This window comes from Flectobacillus longus (assembly GCF_030056705.1).
GTDB lineage: Bacteria > Bacteroidota > Bacteroidia > Cytophagales > Spirosomataceae > Flectobacillus > Flectobacillus longus.
Genome location: NZ_JASHIC010000040.1, coordinates 43,986 through 62,333 on the forward strand (window position 1 = coordinate 43,986; position 18,348 = coordinate 62,333).

Below are 18,348 nucleotides of genomic sequence, written 5' to 3' on the forward strand. Positions count from 1 at the left end.
AAGAATACTTAAACTTATATATACTTATGAACCGTAAGAGCTTTTTAAAATCAGCATTGGCTTCTGCTTTTGCTTTGTCAGGAATAAAATCATGGGGTTTTGGTAGAAGATCTAACTATAACCAGTTTTTACCTTCTTTGACGCTTGAGCAAGTTTCTCTCGAAACAGCTCCGTACTCATTAGCGGCACTTCCTTATGCTCCAGAGAGCTTAGAACCAAATATCGATAAGCTTACAATGGAGATTCACCATGGTCGTCATCATAAAGCTTATGTTGATAATTTGAATAAAGCTGTTGCAGGTACTCCAGCAGAGAAGTTGACTTTGTTAGAACTTATTAAAGATGCTGGCAAACAACCTGTCGCTATTCGTAACAATGGTGGAGGTCACTGGAATCACACATTTTTCTGGAATGTACTTTCTCCAAAGGGCGGAGGCGCACCAAAAGGTGATTTAGCCAAGGCGATTGAAACAACATTTGGTTCTTTTGATAAATTTAAAGAAGAATTTGGCAAAGCTGCTACCACTCGTTTTGGTTCGGGTTGGGCTTGGTTGATTGTTCAAGATAAAAAGTTGGTCATTTCGTCAACACCAAACCAAGACAATCCTTTAATGGATGTTGCTGAGAAAAAAGGACAGCCTATCTTGGGACTTGATGTTTGGGAGCATGCGTACTATTTGAAGTATCAAAATAAGCGTGCTGACTACGTAACTGCATTCTGGAATGTAGTAAATTGGGACGAAGTCTCTAAAAATTTTGAAAATGCTTTGAAATAGGTTTTGTTAAATTCCAACTTAGTGAGACCTTTGTATCCCCATTTTTGTTTTATCAAAGATGGGGATTTTTCATCATAAAACTTATGTAAGTTATGAATTCAGAAACACTTCTCGACACTATTCCATCGCTCGACCTTGCAGACTTCCTTTCAGGAGATGTAGAGCGTAGAGCCAAATTTGTTCAAGATTTAGGCTCGGCATTTAATAATATTGGTTTTGTGGCTATTAAAAACCATGGTTTGACTGGCGAACTCACAGCTAAACTTTATGAGGTTGTTCAAAAGTTCTTTTATTCGGACGACGAATTAAAGTTTAAATATGTAGTTCCGGGTATTGCTGGACAGAGAGGGTATGTAGCGAAAGGTAAAGAAACTGCAAAAGGTTTTAAAGTAGCTGATCTCAAAGAATTTTATCATGTTGGTCAGCCAAAGATTGACGATGGCGACCCAATTTGGGCTGAATATCCTGATAATGTATTTCCTTCAGAACAACCAGAATTTGAGCAATACACAGTGGAGGCTTATAACACGCTTCAAGTAGCAGGTAAAAACTTGCTTCGTGCGATTGCAATTTATTTAGAATTGCCAGAAGATTATTTTGAAGATAAGGTAAAACATGGTAATTCTATTCTAAGAGCGATTCATTATTTTCCTATCCTAAATCCAGACGATATGCCTGAGGGGGCTGTTCGTGCTGCTGCTCATGGTGATATTAATTTGATTACGCTATTGATGGGAGCTTCGGCTGAAGGACTCGAAGTGTTACGTCGTGATGGTGTTTGGATTCCAATTACCTCGTTGCCAGAATACGTTATTGTAAATGTAGGGGATATGCTAGACCGTTTGACGAATCATAAACTTAAATCAACGATTCACCGTGTTGTAAACCCTCCAAAGGAAAAACTAGGTACCTCTCGTTTTTCTATACCGTTCTTTATGCACCCACGTTCTGAAATGAACCTGACATGTTTAGAGTCTTGCGTAAATGCTGAGAATCCTAAATTATACGTTGATATGACAGCAGGTGAATTTTTGAATGAACGTCTGATAGAATTAGGATTAAAAAAATAAAATTTAGTATTTTATGCCTACTTAGATTTGTCTTTGATTTGTTTAATCAAAACAAATTTAAGAATTTAGCGAAGCGTTTGAGAATGAGGAGGTTCTTTTTCTCAAACGCTTTACATTATTAAACGCCGTTGGAAAGAATGTGCTTTTGGGGCATTCTTACTTGCATCTGATGAAACTTTCTAAACATTATGATTTCTTAAAAGACGTTTTAGTCTTAGCCTTTACTACTTTTGGTGGGCCACAGGTACATCTCGCTATGTTCATTAATCGACTGGTACATAAAAAAAAGTACCTAACCGAGGAGGAGCTATTAGAGATTCAAGCATTGTGCTCTTTTTTGCCAGGACCAAGCTCTACACAAACGCTTATTGCAGTTGGATACAAGCTAGGAGGCCCAAATTTAGCCTATTTGACTTTATTTTTGTGGATTGCTCCAGCAGTTACTATTATGACGATGGCTGCCTTCGGAATGACGTATCTCGAAAATCGAGAAATTGTTCGATTTATCCAACCTATCGGTATTGCATTTATCATTCATTCAGGAATTTTGTTAGGAAAATTGGTACTAAAAAATACCTCCAATTATGTACTAATGATTCTTGTAGCGGCTTTTGCTTTTTATTTCCAGTCTCCATGGGTTTGTCCTATTGCACTCATTGTGAGTGGTACCATTACTTCTTTTAACTATAAAGATCATCCTCGCCAGAATAAGCATCGCATGATTATCCCTTGGGCGAATTTCAATCTGTTTTGGGGATTTTTGGTGTTTTTAGCCTTGCTTGGGCACTTTACTGATTCAATGCCTCTTTTATTATTCGAAAACTTCTATCGAAATGGAAGCCTTGTGTTTGGCGGAGGACAAGTGCTTGCTCCAATGCTTTTTACTGAATTTGTAGAGTTTAAAGAAGTAATTCGTAGCGATGATTTTCTTACGGGTATGGCGCTTTCACAGGCATTGCCTGGCCCCGTATTTGCGTTTACTTCTTATCTAGGAACACTTGCCATGAAAGGACATGGAATAGGACAGCAATTACTTGGTAGTGCAGTAGGTGCAGCAGGGATTTTTCTTCCAGGTACTTTTTTGATATTCTTTGTGTATAGAATTTGGGGGCAACTAAAACAATTTAGAGCCATTCGAGCCTCTTTAGATGGCATTAATTCCGCTTCTGTAGGACTTACGCTAGGTGCAGCGGTTTCTTTCTTAGAACCTATCTTAGTGCAGAAAGATTGGCTTGGCATAGGTACAATTCTAGTAACACTTTTGATTATTAGATTTACAAAAATCCCAAGCTTCTATATTTTCCTTGGCGGACTGGCTATTGGTTTGATAGTTTATCTTTAGTCTCTCTTAAACTCAAAAAAAGCGGTCGAAAATATTTTTCGACCGCTTTTTTTGATACTTGAATATCAGAACTACCTTACTTCAATAAGTTTAATAAGTATTTTCCGTAACCACTTTTTACTAATGGCGTAGCTACAGTACGTAATTGTTCTGCGTCGATAAAGCCCATTCTGTAGGCTACTTCTTCGATACAGCCAATTTTAAGTCCTTGACGCTCTTCAATTACTTGAACAAATTGACCAGCTTGCATCAACGAAGCAAAAGTTCCTGTATCTAACCAAGCTGTTCCTCTATTCAAAACACCAACTTTCAATTTACCTCTTTCCAAGTAAACTTTGTTCACGTCGGTAATTTCATATTCTCCACGAGGAGACGGCGCTATGTTTTTAGCAATCTCAACTACCTCATTGTCATAGAAATACAAGCCCGGAACAGCATAATTTGATTTTGGTTCTGTTGGTTTTTCTTCGATAGAAAGAACATTAAAGTCTCCATCAAACTCTACTACGCCATAACGTTCGGGATCATGTACTTGGTAGGCATATACAACACCTCCATCAGGGTCGTTATTGGCTTGCAATAACTTACTCAAACCTGAGCCATAGAAAATGTTGTCACCCAAAACAAGGGCAACTTTATCATTTCCAATAAACTCTTCACCAATCACAAATGCTTGTGCAAGACCGTTTGGTTCTGGTTGTACAGCATAGCTAAATTGACAGCCGATTTGTGAGCCATCACCTAATAATTTTTCAAAATTAGGTAAATCATGTGGTGTTGAGATAATCAAAATTTCTTTAATACCCGCTAACATCAAAATAGAAAGTGGGTAATAAATCATTGGCTTGTCGTAAACAGGCATTAACTGCTTACTGACCGCCAAAGTCAAAGGATGAAGTCGGGTGCCTGAGCCTCCAGCTAAAATAATACCTTTCATATCAATATCGGTTTATTAACGATTCTCGTACATAGTTTCGTAATACTTTTGGTAATTCCCAGAAGTTACGTTATCTAGCCATTCTGTATTTGCTAAGAACCAATCTACGGTTTTTTCCAAACCTTCTTCAAACTGAAGTGATGGTTCCCAACCTAGCTCTTTCATGATTTTGTTTGCATCAATTGCATAACGTAAATCATGACCAGCACGGTCGGTTACATAGGTGATGAGTTGTTCTGAAGTACCTTCTGCACGTCCCAATTTTTTGTCCATAACCGAGCAAAGAAGTTTTACTAAGTCAATGTTTTTCCATTCGTTAAAACCACCAATATTGTAAGTCTCACCAAGGATGCCTTTATGATATACTGTATCAATTGCACGAGCGTGGTCAATTACAAACAACCAGTCACGAACATTTTCACCTTTACCATATACTGGTAGTGGTTTGTTGTTGAGGATGTTATGAATCATCAATGGAATCAACTTCTCAGGGAAGTGATTAGGTCCGTAGTTGTTTGAGCAGTTGGTAATCACTACAGGCATTTTGTACGTATTTCCGTATGCTCTCACAAAATGGTCTGACGATGCTTTTGAAGCAGAATATGGCGAACGTGGGTCATAAGCTGTAGTTTCAGTAAAGAAATCTTCAGGGTTATGTAACTCACCATAAACTTCATCTGTTGAAACATGGTAAAATCTTTTGCCGTCATAATTGCCTTTCCAAGTATTTTTGGCAGCGTTCAATAGATTTACAGTACCGACTACGTTTGTCAAAACAAAAGCCATTGGGTCAGTAATTGAACGGTCAACGTGAGACTCGGCAGCTAGGTGAACTACACCATCAAAGTTATGTTCAGCAAAAAGAGCATCAACAAATGGAGCATCTACCAAATCACCTTTTACGAAAGTATAGTTTGGTTGATTTTCGATATCTGTCAAGTTTGCCAAATTACCTGCGTAAGTCAATTTATCAAGATTGAAGATTTGGTATTCTGGGTACTTGGTTACAAACAACCTTACCACATGAGAGCCGATAAAACCAGCACCACCTGTAATGAGAATTTTTTTCATTGTATTATTTTTATAATAAAATTACTTACGATTTACCACAGCAAGCTGCCATTTCCAAGCATCACCTAACGCTTCAGTCAAAGTTTTTTCTGCCTTCCATCCCAAAATTTCATTGGATTTGCTACAATCTGCATATACTGCTGTAACATCACCTTCGCGTCTTGGTTTGATGGCATAATTTACCTTTAATCCTGTTGCTGTCTCAAAAGCTGTGATAACTTCCAATACCGAGCTACCTGTTCCAGTACCAATATTGAAATAATCATAATATGTTGTCTTTTCTTGTTGCTTCAAAAGAAGTGCCAAAGCAGCCACGTGTGCTTTAGCTAAATCTACTACGTGAATATAATCACGAACTGCCGTACCATCTGAGGTAGGATAATCGTCCCCAAATACAGATAACTGTCCGCGTAACCCTGCTACAGTTTGAGTAATAAAAGGTACTAAATTGGCAGGAACCCCCAAAGGTAACTCACCTATTAAGACACTTTCATGAGCTCCAATTGGATTAAAATATCTTAGCGAAATAGCTTTCAGTCCTCGATTAGTAGCTACAGTATCAGTAATGATTTCCTCACAAATTTGCTTTGTGTTGCCATAAGGAGAATTAGCAGGTTGTACTTTAGATAGTTCAGTTACTGGTAGCGATTCTGGTTGGCCATAAACTGTACATGACGAAGAAAATACTAAATTAGAAACCTTGTGCTCTTGCATTTTCTCTAACATCAAAACGGTTGCTGCAACATTGTTTCTATAGTATTTTAATGGCTCACTTACAGACTCGCCAACAGCCTTAAATGCTGCGAAGTGAATAATACCATCGATTTTATTTTCAGTAAAAACTTTATCCCAAGCAGCAGGGTCATTAATGTCTGCTTCATAACATGTTACTGGTTTTCCAATAATAGTTTCTAGTCCAGTAATAACAGCTTTTTCTGAGTTTGAAAAGTTGTCAAAGATAATAGATTCATAGCCAGCGTGATGTAGCTCAACAACAGTGTGTGAGCCGATAAATCCAGCTCCTCCAGTTACAAGTATTTTCATCATGGTAAGATTAAGAAAGATTTGCTTTCGATAACAAAGTTAATAATATCGAAATCTAAAAAAAATTATATTTTTGAATTGTGAGTATTTGGTAATATTTATCAAGTTTGACTGACCTATTTTCTTGAAATTAGACTTTAAAATATTTTTTTCTAGTCAATTATATTACTAGCAAAAGTACCATTTTGAGACATAATATTTTCCTTGCAGGATAACTATATACTAAAACTATGTGAAGAATGTGATGGCCTTTTCTTATAATTTCACGCTTATGTTTATTGTGTAACTATATGATTATTACTTTGTTATAAAATATGTTTTGATGTTTTCTATTGAGGGAGCTTCTAAAGAACAAACGGTTGTACTAATCGCTTAAAAGATTTTTTGAGAGGAATAATATTTCTATAAAAATTGATGGAGATATGAACTCATTCGCTTAAATTGTGTTAATGAAATATTATGAGTTTTTGTTGTGCGTTTTTAAAAATATTTTTGATACGACTATAGTAAGTATAGATAAAATACTGTACTACCAACATTAGCTTATTCATGGTTTATAATGTGTATTTTATGGAATTGAGAGATTCAGAACTGAAGGCCTTAGTATCCTTATTGGATGACGAGGATACAGAGGTGGTTACGATGGTAGAGTCAAAGATTAAATCTTTGGGAGGGAATATTATACCTTATTTAGAAGACAGATGGGAAGAGTCCTCTCTGAGTCCTGTGATTCAAAGAAAATTGGAGGATTTGATTCATGATTTGCAATTTGGTTCGTTCGAAAAAAGAGTTGTTGAGTGGTATAATACTGGAGCACAGGATATTTTGAAGGGGATGTGGGCTATTGCAACATACCAATATCCAGAGCTTTCGCTCGAAAAATTAGAGGCAGAAATAAATGCTATATACGTAGATGCTTGGACTGAGTTGCGAGATGATATGCACCCGATGGATCAGATAAAAACCCTTAATCACGTATTTTTCTCGAAACACAAATTTGGCGCAAACACCAAACATTTTCATTCGGCTTCGAACTCAATGATTAATGTGGTCTTAGATTCTCACAGAGGGAATCCTATTTCTTTGTGTGTTATCTATATGCTTGTAGCCCAGAAACTTAAGTTGCCAATTTACGGGGTAAATCTTCCTAATTTGTTTATTCTAACTTATAAGACAGATAAGGTTCAGTTTTATATTAATGTTTTTAATCGAGGATTAGTCTTTAGTAAAACTGATATTGATAATTATTTGCAACAACTAAATATCGGTCAAGAGGAAATTTTTTATCAGCCTTGTGAGAATATTGATATTATTAGAAGAGTGTTAAGAAACTTAATAATAGCCTTTGAAAAAATTGGCGATACCGAAAAAGTAAAGGAGCTCGATGCAATTTTAATGCAACTAATTACCTAGCAAACACGAGTCCCTCTCAATTTTAGAATTAGGTTTGTTCTTAAACTAGGTATCAAAAAAGCGGTCGAGAAACATATTTCGACCGCTTCTTTGATATTGAAATGTTGGGATGATTAAACTTCAGAGACAAGGTGAAAATTATCATTCATTTACTCAATTGCCACTCATTCCATTTATACGGTCACGGTTAAAATATAGTCTTCCCAGTAAAAAACTTTTAATGAAAGCTCTTCAGTAATATCCTCAAAGTCTACAACTCCAACAATCTTATCAGTCTGATTGATAAATGGTTTTATATAAATATTATCTCTTAAACTCATTTTCTTTTTACCATACCATTTGTACAGACTTTCTTTTGCACACCAGTACACTCCAATCTGTTCGGGTGTACCATCGAGGACATTTATCTCATTTTCAGATAAAAAACGTTTTGCTACGCGTTCTAATTTACTCGAAATTTTTTCTGTATCTAAGCCAACAGGCTTCTCTAAATCAATACTAATAGCTGCGAATTTTTCAGCATGAGTAATTGAAATATTAGCATGGTGATTTACCAAACAGGGATTTGAAAACTCGTCTTTCAATACTCCTAGAAATTCAATGTCCATTTCTTGACACGCAAATTTCAAGCAAGTTCTACTTGCTAGCCATTCTAACTGTTTTTGAGGGTGAGTGCTATTTGATAAATCTTCGATTTGATTTTCTGAAATACCTAAATATGCTGTGTAAAACGGAACAGCTTCCTCAATTTTCCAAACACAAAGAATTTGGCTTTCGCTTAGTTTTTGATTAAAAAAAATGGGCATATATAACTTTTGATTGAATTGATTTTCAAATTTCAGAAACTTTTTAAACTCTTCAAAACCTTTTATATGAGTTTTGAGGTTGGTAATAAAACAAGTACTTTTGTAAATATAAAACCTTGTTTGTTGAAACAAACAGGGAAAATTTGCATGTATGTTAGTAGAAAAATTTGATACTTTTTCGGGTCATCGAGACTGTGTGTATGCTCTTGAAAAAGGAAATAGTCATAACCAATTTTTTTCATCAGGAGGCGACGGCCTAGTGGTGCGTTGGAATGTAGATAAACCAGATACAGGGGAGTTGTTTGCTAAAATTCCAACTTCTGTATATGCGCTAGCGTTTGATGAAAAACGTAATCATTTGTGGATAGGGCAAAATTTTGATGGAATACAGGTTCTGGATATACTCAATAAAAAAGAAGTAGGTTCCTTGAAGATTTCTAGTGCTTCTATTTTTGTGATAAAATTATTTGGTAATCAAGCTTTTATAGGTTTGTCTGATGGAACTATTGTTGTTGTAGATATAGAATTATTATCGATTAGAAAGCATATAAAAGCTTCAGATAAAAGTGTCCGAACTATTGATTTTAACCCAGTAACCCAAGAATTTGCAGTCGGCTACAGTGATTTTACGGTTAAAATATTTGATTTAACCGATTTTTCTTTGAAATTAGTAGTTGAAGCACATTCCAACTCTGTATTTACTGTGAAATATTCTCCTGATTATAAATTTCTCTTAACAGGAGGACGAGATGCACATCTAAAAGTGTGGAATGTTTTCGAAAATTATCAACTTCAACAGGATATTGTCGCTCATTTGTTTGCCATAAATGACATTTGTTTTCATCCCAACTTGCCTTTATTTGCCACTTGTAGTATGGACAAATCTATAAAAGTTTGGGATAGCGAGAATTTTAAACTAAAAAAAGTAATTGATAAGGCTCGTCATGCAAGCCATGGAACGTCAGTCAATAAAATTATTTGGCTAGAAAAACCTTCGCTCTTAATTTCTGGTTCAGATGATAGAAATGTCTCTGTTTGGAAAATCACTTAAACTTGATATTTAGCTATTCCTTTGTAGTACTGTAGTATGAAAAATCAAGCTGCTCGTGCTACAATAAAAATAAAAGATATATGAGAATTACTCCTTTAGAAATCAGACAACATACCTTCGATAAAAGTTTTCGTGGATATGATACCGAGTCGGTTGACGCTTTTTTACTTTCACTTTCTCAAGAATGGGAGAGAGTAGCCGAAGAAGTTAGAGTGACGAAACAATTACTTGATAAAGCCGAGCAGGAGGTTACTCGTGTTAAGGAGATAGAATCAAGCTTGTTCAAAACCATCAAAGTGGCTGAAGAAGCTCAGAAGGAAATCAACGAAAAAGCTCACCAAGAGGCGTCAAAGATTATTGAAGATGCAAAGCTTTCGGCTGAAAGTATTGTAGAAGAGGCAAAAGCTCAGGCTTTACAAATCGAAGAAGATGCTAAGCGTCAATCTAATATAACAGTGGCTGATGCTGAAACTCGTGCCTCGTTTTTGGTAGAAGAAGCAGATTCGAAATTGAAAACCTTTGAACGTGATACTAAATCGCTCGAAAAGTATAAAGATTTACTAGTATTAGAGTTGAAGAAATTTGCAACTGATACATTAGATAAAATTTCGAAATTTGAAGAGCGTACTACTATTTCTAATGAATCAGAGATTGTACCAACAGAAGAGATTATTCCTATTGTAGAAGAACCTATTGCTGTAGTAGAAAAATCAATAGAAGTAAATACAGAAAGAGAAGACCTGTCTACAGTAGCTGAAAATACTACACAAGGAATTGATTTTGATGTTTTTGATGAAGAAGAAGGTGAGCTTCCAACAGTATCGTCGGTTTTGCAGGATGAACATGAAATATCAGAGTTTTCAATAGATGAAAAACTTCCTTCATTGTCTTCAATTTTAGAAAGAGAAGCAGATGTTATTGATAACCCTTTATTAGAGAGTCTTATCCAACAAGATCCAGAACCAATAGAAACTGCTGCAACCGAACCAATCATTGAAGCATTATCAGAAGTAAATGAAGTTGTAGAAGAAAACCAGGAAGAAACGACTGAGGTAATTACTTCAAGTGATGAAAATGTTGAAGACAATTCTCAAGCGAAAGATCCATATAAATTTATCAAAAAAATTAAAAAATCTGGTGATACCAAAGGGCTTCCAACTGTTTCGTCAGTAATGGAAGAATTAAAGAAAGACAATCCCGGAGGAATTTCAAATGGGGGAGGTTCTTTTTTTGATGCTTTCTAGATTAAAAAATAACAAATTTCATGGAGTCAGGTAGATAACTGCCTGACTCTTTATATTTTCGGTCAAATTAAAAATTATCAATTAAAATGGGAACAATTGAATTAGAGGGACTTGAGTTTTTTGCCTATCATGGATTTTATGAAGAAGAGCGTAAAATAGGAAATCGTTATCAGATTGATGTGAAAATCTCCGTTGATTTTTCATCTGCTGCGCAAAATGACAAACTTAAAGATACTGTTAACTATGAGGATTTGTATCGAATTATCTCAGGAGTTATGCAAACAAAATCAAAATTATTAGAGCATGTGGGACAATTAATAATCGACGAAATTCGTAAGATTTATCCTAATGTAAATGAAGTACAGGTAGCAGTTTCAAAATTTAATCCTCCAATTGGTGGAGTTTGCACTCGTGCAAAAGTTACTGTAATCGGCTGATTTGCGTAAAAACTTGCTTATATTTGTTTATTTATTTTCCAAAAGTAATTCACCTCTATGGCTCATCAAGTAACAATCAAGGATATCGCCAAGCATTTGAATATTTCAGTCGCCACAGTATCTCGTGCACTGAGAGATATGCCTGATATCAAACCTGAAACACGTCAGGCTGTACTTGATTTGGCAAAAGAATGGGATTATCAACCCAATGTTTTAGCTACAAGCTTAGTAAAAAGTAGAACTAAGACCTTAGGTGTTATAGTGCCAGATTTAGGTTATCACTTTTTCTCATCTGTTATAAAAGGCATTGAGGCCGAAGCTTTGTACCGTGGATATAGTTTATTGTTGACTCAAACTGGCGAAAGCTATGAAAGAGAATTAGTTAATTTACAAACATTATCAAGAGGACAAGCAGAAGGGTTTATTATTTCGCTTTCTCAAGAAACTTCCAATTATGACCATATCAATCGACTTATAAGAAAAGGAATTCCTATTGTTTTTTTTGATAGAGACGCTGTAGGAATTGACGTATCTAAAGTTATGGTCGATAACGTAGGTGCAGCTTATGAAGCAGTTATTCATCTTTACCAAAATGGTTGCCGTGAAATTGCTTTTTTGGCTGGCCCCAGAAGTGTTACTGTGAGTAATCAGCGAATTGAAGGATATAAGAAAGCACTTCAAGATTTGAACCTTTCTTTTAAAGATGAATTAATCGTACATGGCGAGTATAATTTAGATAAGGCCATTGCTTTGACTCATGGATTGATGAACCTCAGCAGTAGACCAGATGGTTTAGTAGTAGTTAGTGATAGACTAGCGGTGGGATCGATGATGGCATTGCGTTCAAAGGGAATCTCTGTTCCAGATGATGTTTCGGTTGTAAGTTTTAATGACGAACCTATTTGTAGTTTTTTAACGCCAACACTTTCTAGTGTTGCTCAGCCTACTACAGAAATTGGTCGTATAGCAACTTCATTATTAATTAATCAAATAGAAGATGGACAAGAATTTTATAAGCCTCAAGTACGAGTTTTAAAAACTCATCTTGTAATTCGAGAATCTTCTAAAAGAAAATAAATAAAAAACGTACTTTATTCAAGTACGTTTTTTTGTTTTTTGACTAAAATCTTCAATTCTGAGCAAAAAAACACCATATTTGTAAGTTCTTGATTGTTAAGGTTTTATGTTATTTATTGTTTTTTAACTTTACTAAAAAAGGCTATCTTTACCTGAAAAAATGGGTAAAAATAGCCTTTTTGGGCCTTCTGAATCGCCTGAGAATCGTGCAAAAGTGCCAAAAGTGGTCAAATGGTGGTTCATTTAAGTCTCATGCGATTGTCAGGCGATAGGATTTTCAGTAGAAGAGAGGTTACTCTATGCCTCATCTTCATAAGAAATCCCAATGGTCTCTAAATCGTCAACTCCTAATTCGGAAGGTTCGATAAGGATTTTTAATGATTTTGTTCCTGCATCACTTTTCCATTCTTCAGCAGCATCGTCCAAAATAGTCAGAAGGATTTCTCGTAGTTCATCATTTTCATCCGCCAAGAAATCATCATAATTTCTAAAAACAATAAAAATCTCATTTTGAACTAGCCATGACAAATCATTTAACATTTCGTCAAAGGCGTCAAGATTAGCCCCAAAATCGGAAGGAAAGTGTAATTGTTTTGCAATTGTATTATAGAACTGTTCAGTACTCAAATTATCTTCACCATCGATATACGCTATAATTTGATTTTCATTTGGCACCATTACACAAAGCTCACTCAATATTTTAAAATTTGCCATGACTTGATTTACTTGTTTGTTTAGGATTTTGAATTATTAGAAAACTTCTATAGTGGTCGTTTGTATAATAGGCTTTTCCATCAGAGCCTGTTACAATTCTCTCGGTACCACGATTTTTGCCTTCCACTTTAGGATTTACATCCCATTCTTGATATTGAACTTTCCGACCTTCTTCATCTTCTTGAGGTAATAGCTTTTCATAGTTGCCAAATTTTCTACCTCCTACATATCCTTCGATAGGTTTACCATTTGAATTAATGTGCGATAAAACATCATAAACTTTGCTCGGGATATCTCCATTAGACTTGATTTTGTCAGGGCTATTCTGCGTATTATCGTCTTTTTTCTTTTTGTGTTTTTTCTTTCTGAAATCGTTTTGTTTCTCAACATGGTTAGAGGTTTCAGAAAATGAAGTTGCTATGCTTTGCCAATTAAATCCGACTATTAAAGCTAGGATTAATAACAAACGCTGAATCGTGGTTTTTAACATAAAACTTTTGGGGTTAATTGTTTTAGAAATGATTGAAATCTAGTTTCATTTCCTTTTTATAGATGTAAATCTACAAAAATTAGTCATTTATTAGTGGTTCAGAAAACCAAATTTATCTAGAGTAAAATAGCTTAAGCTTGAGGGTTAAATGCTTATTATTATATCTGTTCTGAAATATAGATATTGACATCATGACTTTAATGCCATATTTAAGATGCTGAATAGTTATGATTTAGCTATTAATGGCTGTTTCCATGATAATTTATTGTTCAGGTATCTTAAGGTAATTTTAAGCTCAGTTTTAGAAAAATTAGAAACCAATTAAAATCAATGTACCAGATATATACTAACGGGTCTGATATTTGCAAACCCCCGAAAAATTCACGAAATTTGTATATATAGGCTAATTTTTGGCATTTAGTTTATCTCAACATCTACTAAACTTTCCAATATTATCCATGATTAATAAGGAATGAGAGGTGAAAAACAGAAATAATTATTGAATTTCATTCCCGAAATACATAATCAAAGAATATGTCAGATCAAATTAGTAACATTATCCCCATCAACATTGAAGACGAAATGCGGGGAGCGTACATTGACTATTCAATGTCCGTAATCGTATCCCGTGCATTACCTGACGTCCGTGACGGCTTGAAACCAGTACACCGCCGTGTGTTATTTGGAATGGATGAGCTAGGCGTCAATTATAATAAATCTTATAAGAAATCCGCTCGTATTGTTGGAGAGGTGCTTGGTAAGTATCACCCACATGGAGATTCATCTGTTTATGATACTATGGTTCGTATGGCTCAAGAATGGTCATTGCGATATCCATTAGTAGATGGGCAAGGTAACTTCGGTTCGATAGATGGTGATTCACCTGCGGCAATGCGTTATACTGAAGCTCGCTTGAAGCGTATTGCTGAAGAGCTTCTAGGAGATATCAATAAGGAAACGGTTGATTTTCAACCTAACTTTGATGATTCTCTTGAAGAACCAACAGTGCTTCCAGCCAAAATCCCCAACCTTTTATTGAATGGTACTTCTGGTATTGCAGTAGGTATGGCTACCAATATGGCTCCTCATAATTTGAGTGAAGTTGTGGATGGTATCACAGCCTATATCAATAATAGAGATATCACTATTCTTGAGTTGATGGAATATATAAAAGCTCCAGATTTTCCAACAGGTGGTACAATCTACGGTGTTCAGGGTATCAAAAATGCTTTTGAAACTGGTCGAGGTCGTGTGGTTGTTCGAGGAAATGCAACTTTCGAAACTTCTAAAACGGGAAAAGAACAAATTATCGTTTCTGAAATTCCGTACATGGTAAACAAAGCTGCCTTGATTAAACAATGTGCAGATTTGGTAAACGATAAAAGAATTGAAGGTATCTCTGAGATTCGTGATGAATCAGACCGTCAAGGGATGCGTGTGGTTTTTGATCTAAAACGTGACGCCGTTCCAAACGTTGTATTGAATAATTTATACAAACATACTGCTCTTCAATCTTCATTTAGTGTCAACAATGTAGCCTTGGTAAAAGGTCGCCCAATGACATTGAATCTAAAAGATTTGATTCATTATTTTGTAGAGCACCGTAATGAAGTGATTGTTCGTCGTACACAGTACGATTTGAAAGAAGCCCAAAAGCGTGCTCATATCCTACAAGGTTTTATTATTGCACTTGATAATCTTGATGCAGTAATCAAATTAATCCGTGAGTCTCGTGATCCAAATTCAGCGCAAGCTGGTTTGATACAATCGTTTAACCTTTCTGAAATTCAAGCAAAAGCAATTCTTGAAATGCGTCTCCAACGCCTTACTGGTATGGAACGTGACAAGATTATGGCTGAATACGAAGAAATTCAAAAGCAAATCAAAGACCTAGAGGATATTTTAGCTCGTCCAGAAAGACAGTTAGAAATCATTAAAATTGAGTTAACAGAAATAAAGGAACGTTATGGAGATGAGCGACGTACGCAAATCAATATGACTGACGATGAATTCTCTGTTGAGGATATGATTGCTGATGATGAAATGTTAATCACAGTTTCAGCTCAAGGTTATATCAAACGTACGCCTTTGGTTGAGTACAAAGCTCAGACTCGCGGTGGTGTTGGCTCACGTGCTGTGGCTACGAAAGATGATGATTATACAGAGCACTTGTTTACAGCAACTATGCACAACTGGCTTTTATTCTTTACAGAAAAAGGTAAATGTTTCTGGTTACGTGTATATGCAGTTCCTGAAGGTTCGAAAAATGCCAAAGGGCGTCCAGTGCAAAACTTGATGAACATTGAAAATGGGGACTCAATTCGCTCTGTTATCAATGTGAAGTCAATTACTGATGCAGATTATATCAATAATAATTTCATTGTGATGTGTACAGAAGATGGAACAATCAAGAAGACCTCTCTTGAAGCCTATTCTCGTCCTCGTCAAAATGGTATCATTGCTGTGACTATCCGCGAAGGAGATAGATTATTGGATGTTGCTTTGACAAATGGTAATAACCATATTATCATAGCAACCAACTCTGGACGTGCTGTTCACTTTGAAGAAAGTCGTGTTCGTCCAATGGGTCGTTCTGCTGCTGGTGTTAAAGGTATTTGGCTTGATGATGAAAATGCAAACGAAAAAGTAATTGGTATGGTATGCGTTGAAAGTCCAGAGTCTCAACAATTACTAGTTGTTTCTGAAAAAGGATTTGGTAAACGTTCAGATGTAGAAGAATACCGTTTGACAAACCGTGGTGGTAAAGGTGTGAAAGCATTGAATATTACTGATAAAACAGGTAATCTAGTAGCGATTAAAGATGTTACCGACAATGATGATTTGATGATTATCACTAAGGCTGGTATTTTGATTCGTATAGCAGTAGCAGACTTAAGAGTAATGGGTCGCAATACACAAGGAGTCAAATTAATTCGCTTGAAAAACGAATCTGATGAGATTTCTTCTGTTACTAAAATTGTAAAAGATCCAGAAGAGATTCAAGAAGTTGATTCTGATGCAGTTATAAATAATGATGCAGATGATTCTGCATCGGCAGAGTAATAATTTTAGATAGCTAGAGTAGGAGAGAAGCAATTCGATTTTACGCTAGCTATTTATTTTCTTAGTACAACTTTGGCTTTTTGCCAAAATAGCATTAGTATTAACTGCTATTTCATTTTTTTAATCAAACCATTTACTAAACAATGAGAAAACTCACATTTGCTCTTTTCGCTGTTGCCGCAACTGGAGGAGCATCGTATGCCCAAACAGATAAATTGCTTTTAGAGGCAAACCGCAAAACAATCTTAGATGCAAAAAAGAAAGCTGACGAAGCTATTACAAAAAAGGATTCTCTTAAAGCTAAAACTTGGTTGACTCGTGCTGAAGCATATATCGAGTTAGCAAATGCTCAAGACCCTGAATTGGCTACACAAGCTCAAAATGCAGGATTCATAGCAATTGAGTCATTGAAAAAGGCAATTTCTTTAGATGTTACAAACGGTAAAGAAGGATCAACAGCAGTTGCAGCTAAAAAATATTTATCAGTTGCTTACAACAAAGAAGGTAAGGCTGAAGGTGAAGGTATGAAATTATACGGTGCATTTATGAATGCAGGTATTGCTAAATATCAAGCTAAAGATTTTTCTGGAGCATTGAAAGACCTTCAAATGGCTTCTGAAGTAGGCTCTAAAGATACTACTGCTGCAATGTACACTGGTATCATTGGCCAAATGGCAAAAGAAAATGATGCTGCAAAAGTTGGCTTTGAAAAATTTATTTCATTAGGAGGTAAAGATCCAGGTATTTTCTACAGCTTGGCTCAAATCTATAAAGATGAGAAAAATGAAGATAAAGCATTGGCAACATTGGAGAAGGGTATCGCACTTCACCCTGCTAACAAAGATTTGAAGAACGAGAAAATCAATATGTACTTGGCATTCAAGAAAATTGATTCTGCAATCTCTGAATTGTCTGCGGTAGTTGAAAAAGATCCAAGTAATGTTCAAACTGTATTGAACTTAGCAATTTTATTCGATAACAAAGCAGAACAGTATAATGCTGAAATTCGCGAGGTTAAAGAGAAATTAGCTGAATTCGACGTAGAAGGAGTGAAGAAGAAAGTAGCTGCTCAAAAAGATAAAGTAGATGCTTTTGAATCTGAAATCAAACGTTTGACAGATAAAATTAAAAAAGACCCTAAATCAGCGGTAAACACAAAGAAACAAATTGCAGAGATCACTAAGCAGAGAGATGCTGAGAAAGTAGAGCTTGAAAATTTGAACGCTGAATTAGCTAAGAAATCTGCAAATGCAGGAAATGCTGCTGAATTGACTGCTAAGATTACAGCTTTACAAGAAAAACAAAAAGCTGCTAAAGCAAGTGCATTAGCGAATTATGATAAAGCACTAAAAGCAGATCCAAACAACTACGATGTTAACTATAACTTAGGTGTAATTGCTTTTAACGAGGCAGTTATCTTAAATAAGAAAGTAGGTGACATGGGAATGGATGAGTACAAGAAAGATGGAAAGGCTGCTGAAGCAACTAGAGATGACAAATTCAAAGAAGCATTGAAGTACTTCGAAAAAGCATATTCATTGAAGAAAGAGGAAGATGTTAAGGAAAACCTGAAACAATTGTACCGTGTATTGAAAATGGAAGATAAATTGAAAGAATTAGGTGAGTAATTCAATCATTTTACAATAGAATAACAAAAAAGCCTGACGAAAACTCGTCAGGCTTTTTTGTTATTATGTCTAGTCCTGAAATAGGTTGTCATCCAACCGACTTATTAAATGGAAACAAGTTCAAAAGCGAAACAGAAGCGTAGTCAACGAGATTACAGTATGGCTTTTAAATTACAAGTTATTGC

The 18,348-nt window shown here is 35.6% G+C and carries 16 protein-coding genes; 10 read left to right on the plus strand and 6 right to left on the minus strand.

Features of this window, described 5'->3' with window-relative positions; all coding sequences use genetic code 11:
• The first annotated feature begins 26 nt into the window (after positions 1-26).
• From QM491_RS23860 to chrA, 3 genes are all read left to right on the plus strand, one after another.
• A complete protein-coding gene (locus tag QM491_RS23860; RefSeq protein WP_283330065.1) occupies positions 27-776 on the plus strand; it encodes a superoxide dismutase in 750 nt (249 codons plus the stop codon).
• Positions 777-868: 92 nt separating this feature from the next.
• Positions 869-1,846 carry an isopenicillin N synthase family dioxygenase gene (locus QM491_RS23865; RefSeq protein ID WP_283330066.1) on the plus strand — a complete coding sequence of 326 codons (978 nt, stop codon included), beginning with the start codon at positions 869-871 and terminating at the stop codon, positions 1,844-1,846.
• A gap of 169 nt (positions 1,847-2,015) precedes the next feature.
• On the plus strand, positions 2,016-3,188 hold the full coding sequence (gene chrA / locus QM491_RS23870) for a chromate efflux transporter (protein ID WP_166550153.1): 1,173 nt from the start codon (positions 2,016-2,018) through the stop codon (positions 3,186-3,188).
• A gap of 76 nt (positions 3,189-3,264) precedes the next feature.
• On the opposite strand, the gene rfbA is transcribed toward chrA, so the two are convergent.
• The 3 genes from rfbA to galE are packed head-to-tail and all read right to left on the minus strand — an operon-like array spanning position 3,265 to position 6,243.
• The gene (rfbA, locus tag QM491_RS23875; RefSeq protein WP_283330067.1) at positions 3,265-4,125 is read right to left on the minus strand and encodes a glucose-1-phosphate thymidylyltransferase RfbA; all 861 of its coding nucleotides are present in this window, start codon (positions 4,123-4,125) and stop codon (positions 3,265-3,267) included.
• Between the two features lie 15 nt (positions 4,126-4,140).
• Positions 4,141-5,196, minus strand: coding sequence for a dTDP-glucose 4,6-dehydratase (gene rfbB, locus QM491_RS23880; protein WP_283330068.1), 1,056 nt, complete (start codon positions 5,194-5,196; stop codon positions 4,141-4,143).
• A 21-nt stretch (positions 5,197-5,217) separates the two neighbouring features.
• Positions 5,218-6,243 carry a UDP-glucose 4-epimerase GalE gene (gene galE, locus QM491_RS23885; protein ID WP_283330069.1) on the minus strand — a complete coding sequence of 342 codons (1,026 nt, stop codon included), beginning with the start codon at positions 6,241-6,243 and terminating at the stop codon, positions 5,218-5,220.
• 573 nt (positions 6,244-6,816) lie between these two features.
• Between galE and QM491_RS23890 the strand changes: the two genes are divergently transcribed.
• A complete protein-coding gene (locus QM491_RS23890) occupies positions 6,817-7,653 on the plus strand; it encodes a transglutaminase-like domain-containing protein (protein WP_283330079.1) in 837 nt (278 codons plus the stop codon).
• A 173-nt stretch (positions 7,654-7,826) separates the two neighbouring features.
• Here QM491_RS23890 and QM491_RS23895 read toward each other — a convergent pair whose 3' ends face one another.
• Positions 7,827-8,459: a 4'-phosphopantetheinyl transferase family protein gene (locus tag QM491_RS23895; RefSeq protein ID WP_283330070.1), complete on the minus strand. Its 633-nt coding sequence runs from the start codon at positions 8,457-8,459 to the stop codon at positions 7,827-7,829.
• Between the two features lie 151 nt (positions 8,460-8,610).
• Between QM491_RS23895 and QM491_RS23900 the strand changes: the two genes are divergently transcribed.
• From QM491_RS23900 to QM491_RS23915, 4 genes are all read left to right on the plus strand, one after another.
• On the plus strand, positions 8,611-9,510 hold the full coding sequence (locus QM491_RS23900) for a WD40 repeat domain-containing protein (protein WP_283330071.1): 900 nt from the start codon (positions 8,611-8,613) through the stop codon (positions 9,508-9,510).
• Positions 9,511-9,590: 80 nt separating this feature from the next.
• Complete coding sequence (locus tag QM491_RS23905) at positions 9,591-10,754, plus strand: DivIVA domain-containing protein (RefSeq protein ID WP_283330072.1); 1,164 nt, start codon at positions 9,591-9,593, stop codon at positions 10,752-10,754.
• A gap of 86 nt (positions 10,755-10,840) precedes the next feature.
• Positions 10,841-11,191, plus strand: a complete 351-nt coding sequence (gene folB, locus QM491_RS23910) for a dihydroneopterin aldolase (RefSeq protein ID WP_283330073.1) — start codon at positions 10,841-10,843, stop codon at positions 11,189-11,191.
• Positions 11,192-11,248: 57 nt separating this feature from the next.
• Positions 11,249-12,268: a LacI family DNA-binding transcriptional regulator gene (locus tag QM491_RS23915; RefSeq protein ID WP_283330074.1), complete on the plus strand. Its 1,020-nt coding sequence runs from the start codon at positions 11,249-11,251 to the stop codon at positions 12,266-12,268.
• Positions 12,269-12,565: 297 nt separating this feature from the next.
• Here QM491_RS23915 and QM491_RS23920 read toward each other — a convergent pair whose 3' ends face one another.
• Positions 12,566-12,982, minus strand: coding sequence for a barstar family protein (locus QM491_RS23920; protein ID WP_283330075.1), 417 nt, complete (start codon positions 12,980-12,982; stop codon positions 12,566-12,568).
• A complete protein-coding gene (locus QM491_RS23925; protein WP_283330076.1) occupies positions 12,969-13,472 on the minus strand; it encodes a guanyl-specific ribonuclease in 504 nt (167 codons plus the stop codon). Before QM491_RS23925 ends, QM491_RS23920 begins: the two co-directional genes overlap by 14 nt.
• Before the next feature lie 534 nt (positions 13,473-14,006).
• Here QM491_RS23925 and gyrA point away from each other — a divergent pair.
• Both gyrA and QM491_RS23935 read left to right on the plus strand, forming a co-directional pair.
• The gene (gyrA, locus tag QM491_RS23930) at positions 14,007-16,535 is read left to right on the plus strand and encodes a DNA gyrase subunit A (RefSeq protein ID WP_283330077.1); all 2,529 of its coding nucleotides are present in this window, start codon (positions 14,007-14,009) and stop codon (positions 16,533-16,535) included.
• 143 nt (positions 16,536-16,678) lie between these two features.
• Positions 16,679-18,163, plus strand: coding sequence for a tetratricopeptide repeat protein (locus QM491_RS23935; RefSeq protein WP_283330078.1), 1,485 nt, complete (start codon positions 16,679-16,681; stop codon positions 18,161-18,163).
• The last annotated feature ends 185 nt before the right edge of the window (positions 18,164-18,348 follow it).

What these genes read in the sequence shown, in the direction of transcription:
- QM491_RS23860 (WP_283330065.1), top strand. Translation starts at nt 27, where the DNA reads ATGAACCGTAAGAGCTTTTTAAAATCAGCATTGGCTTCTGCTTTTGCT.
- QM491_RS23865 (WP_283330066.1), top strand. Translation starts at nt 869, where the DNA reads ATGAATTCAGAAACACTTCTCGACACTATTCCATCGCTCGACCTTGCA.
- chrA (WP_166550153.1), top strand. Translation starts at nt 2,016, where the DNA reads ATGAAACTTTCTAAACATTATGATTTCTTAAAAGACGTTTTAGTCTTA.
- rfbA (WP_283330067.1), bottom strand. Translation starts at nt 4,125, where the DNA reads ATGAAAGGTATTATTTTAGCTGGAGGCTCAGGCACCCGACTTCATCCT.
- rfbB (WP_283330068.1), bottom strand. Translation starts at nt 5,196, where the DNA reads ATGAAAAAAATTCTCATTACAGGTGGTGCTGGTTTTATCGGCTCTCAT.
- galE (WP_283330069.1), bottom strand. Translation starts at nt 6,243, where the DNA reads ATGATGAAAATACTTGTAACTGGAGGAGCTGGATTTATCGGCTCACAC.
- QM491_RS23895 (WP_283330070.1), bottom strand. Translation starts at nt 8,459, where the DNA reads ATGCCCATTTTTTTTAATCAAAAACTAAGCGAAAGCCAAATTCTTTGT.
- QM491_RS23900 (WP_283330071.1), top strand. Translation starts at nt 8,611, where the DNA reads ATGTTAGTAGAAAAATTTGATACTTTTTCGGGTCATCGAGACTGTGTG.
- QM491_RS23905 (WP_283330072.1), top strand. Translation starts at nt 9,591, where the DNA reads ATGAGAATTACTCCTTTAGAAATCAGACAACATACCTTCGATAAAAGT.
- folB (WP_283330073.1), top strand. Translation starts at nt 10,841, where the DNA reads ATGGGAACAATTGAATTAGAGGGACTTGAGTTTTTTGCCTATCATGGA.
- QM491_RS23915 (WP_283330074.1), top strand. Translation starts at nt 11,249, where the DNA reads ATGGCTCATCAAGTAACAATCAAGGATATCGCCAAGCATTTGAATATT.
- QM491_RS23920 (WP_283330075.1), bottom strand. Translation starts at nt 12,982, where the DNA reads ATGGCAAATTTTAAAATATTGAGTGAGCTTTGTGTAATGGTGCCAAAT.
- QM491_RS23925 (WP_283330076.1), bottom strand. Translation starts at nt 13,472, where the DNA reads ATGTTAAAAACCACGATTCAGCGTTTGTTATTAATCCTAGCTTTAATA.
- gyrA (WP_283330077.1), top strand. Translation starts at nt 14,007, where the DNA reads ATGTCAGATCAAATTAGTAACATTATCCCCATCAACATTGAAGACGAA.
- QM491_RS23935 (WP_283330078.1), top strand. Translation starts at nt 16,679, where the DNA reads ATGAGAAAACTCACATTTGCTCTTTTCGCTGTTGCCGCAACTGGAGGA.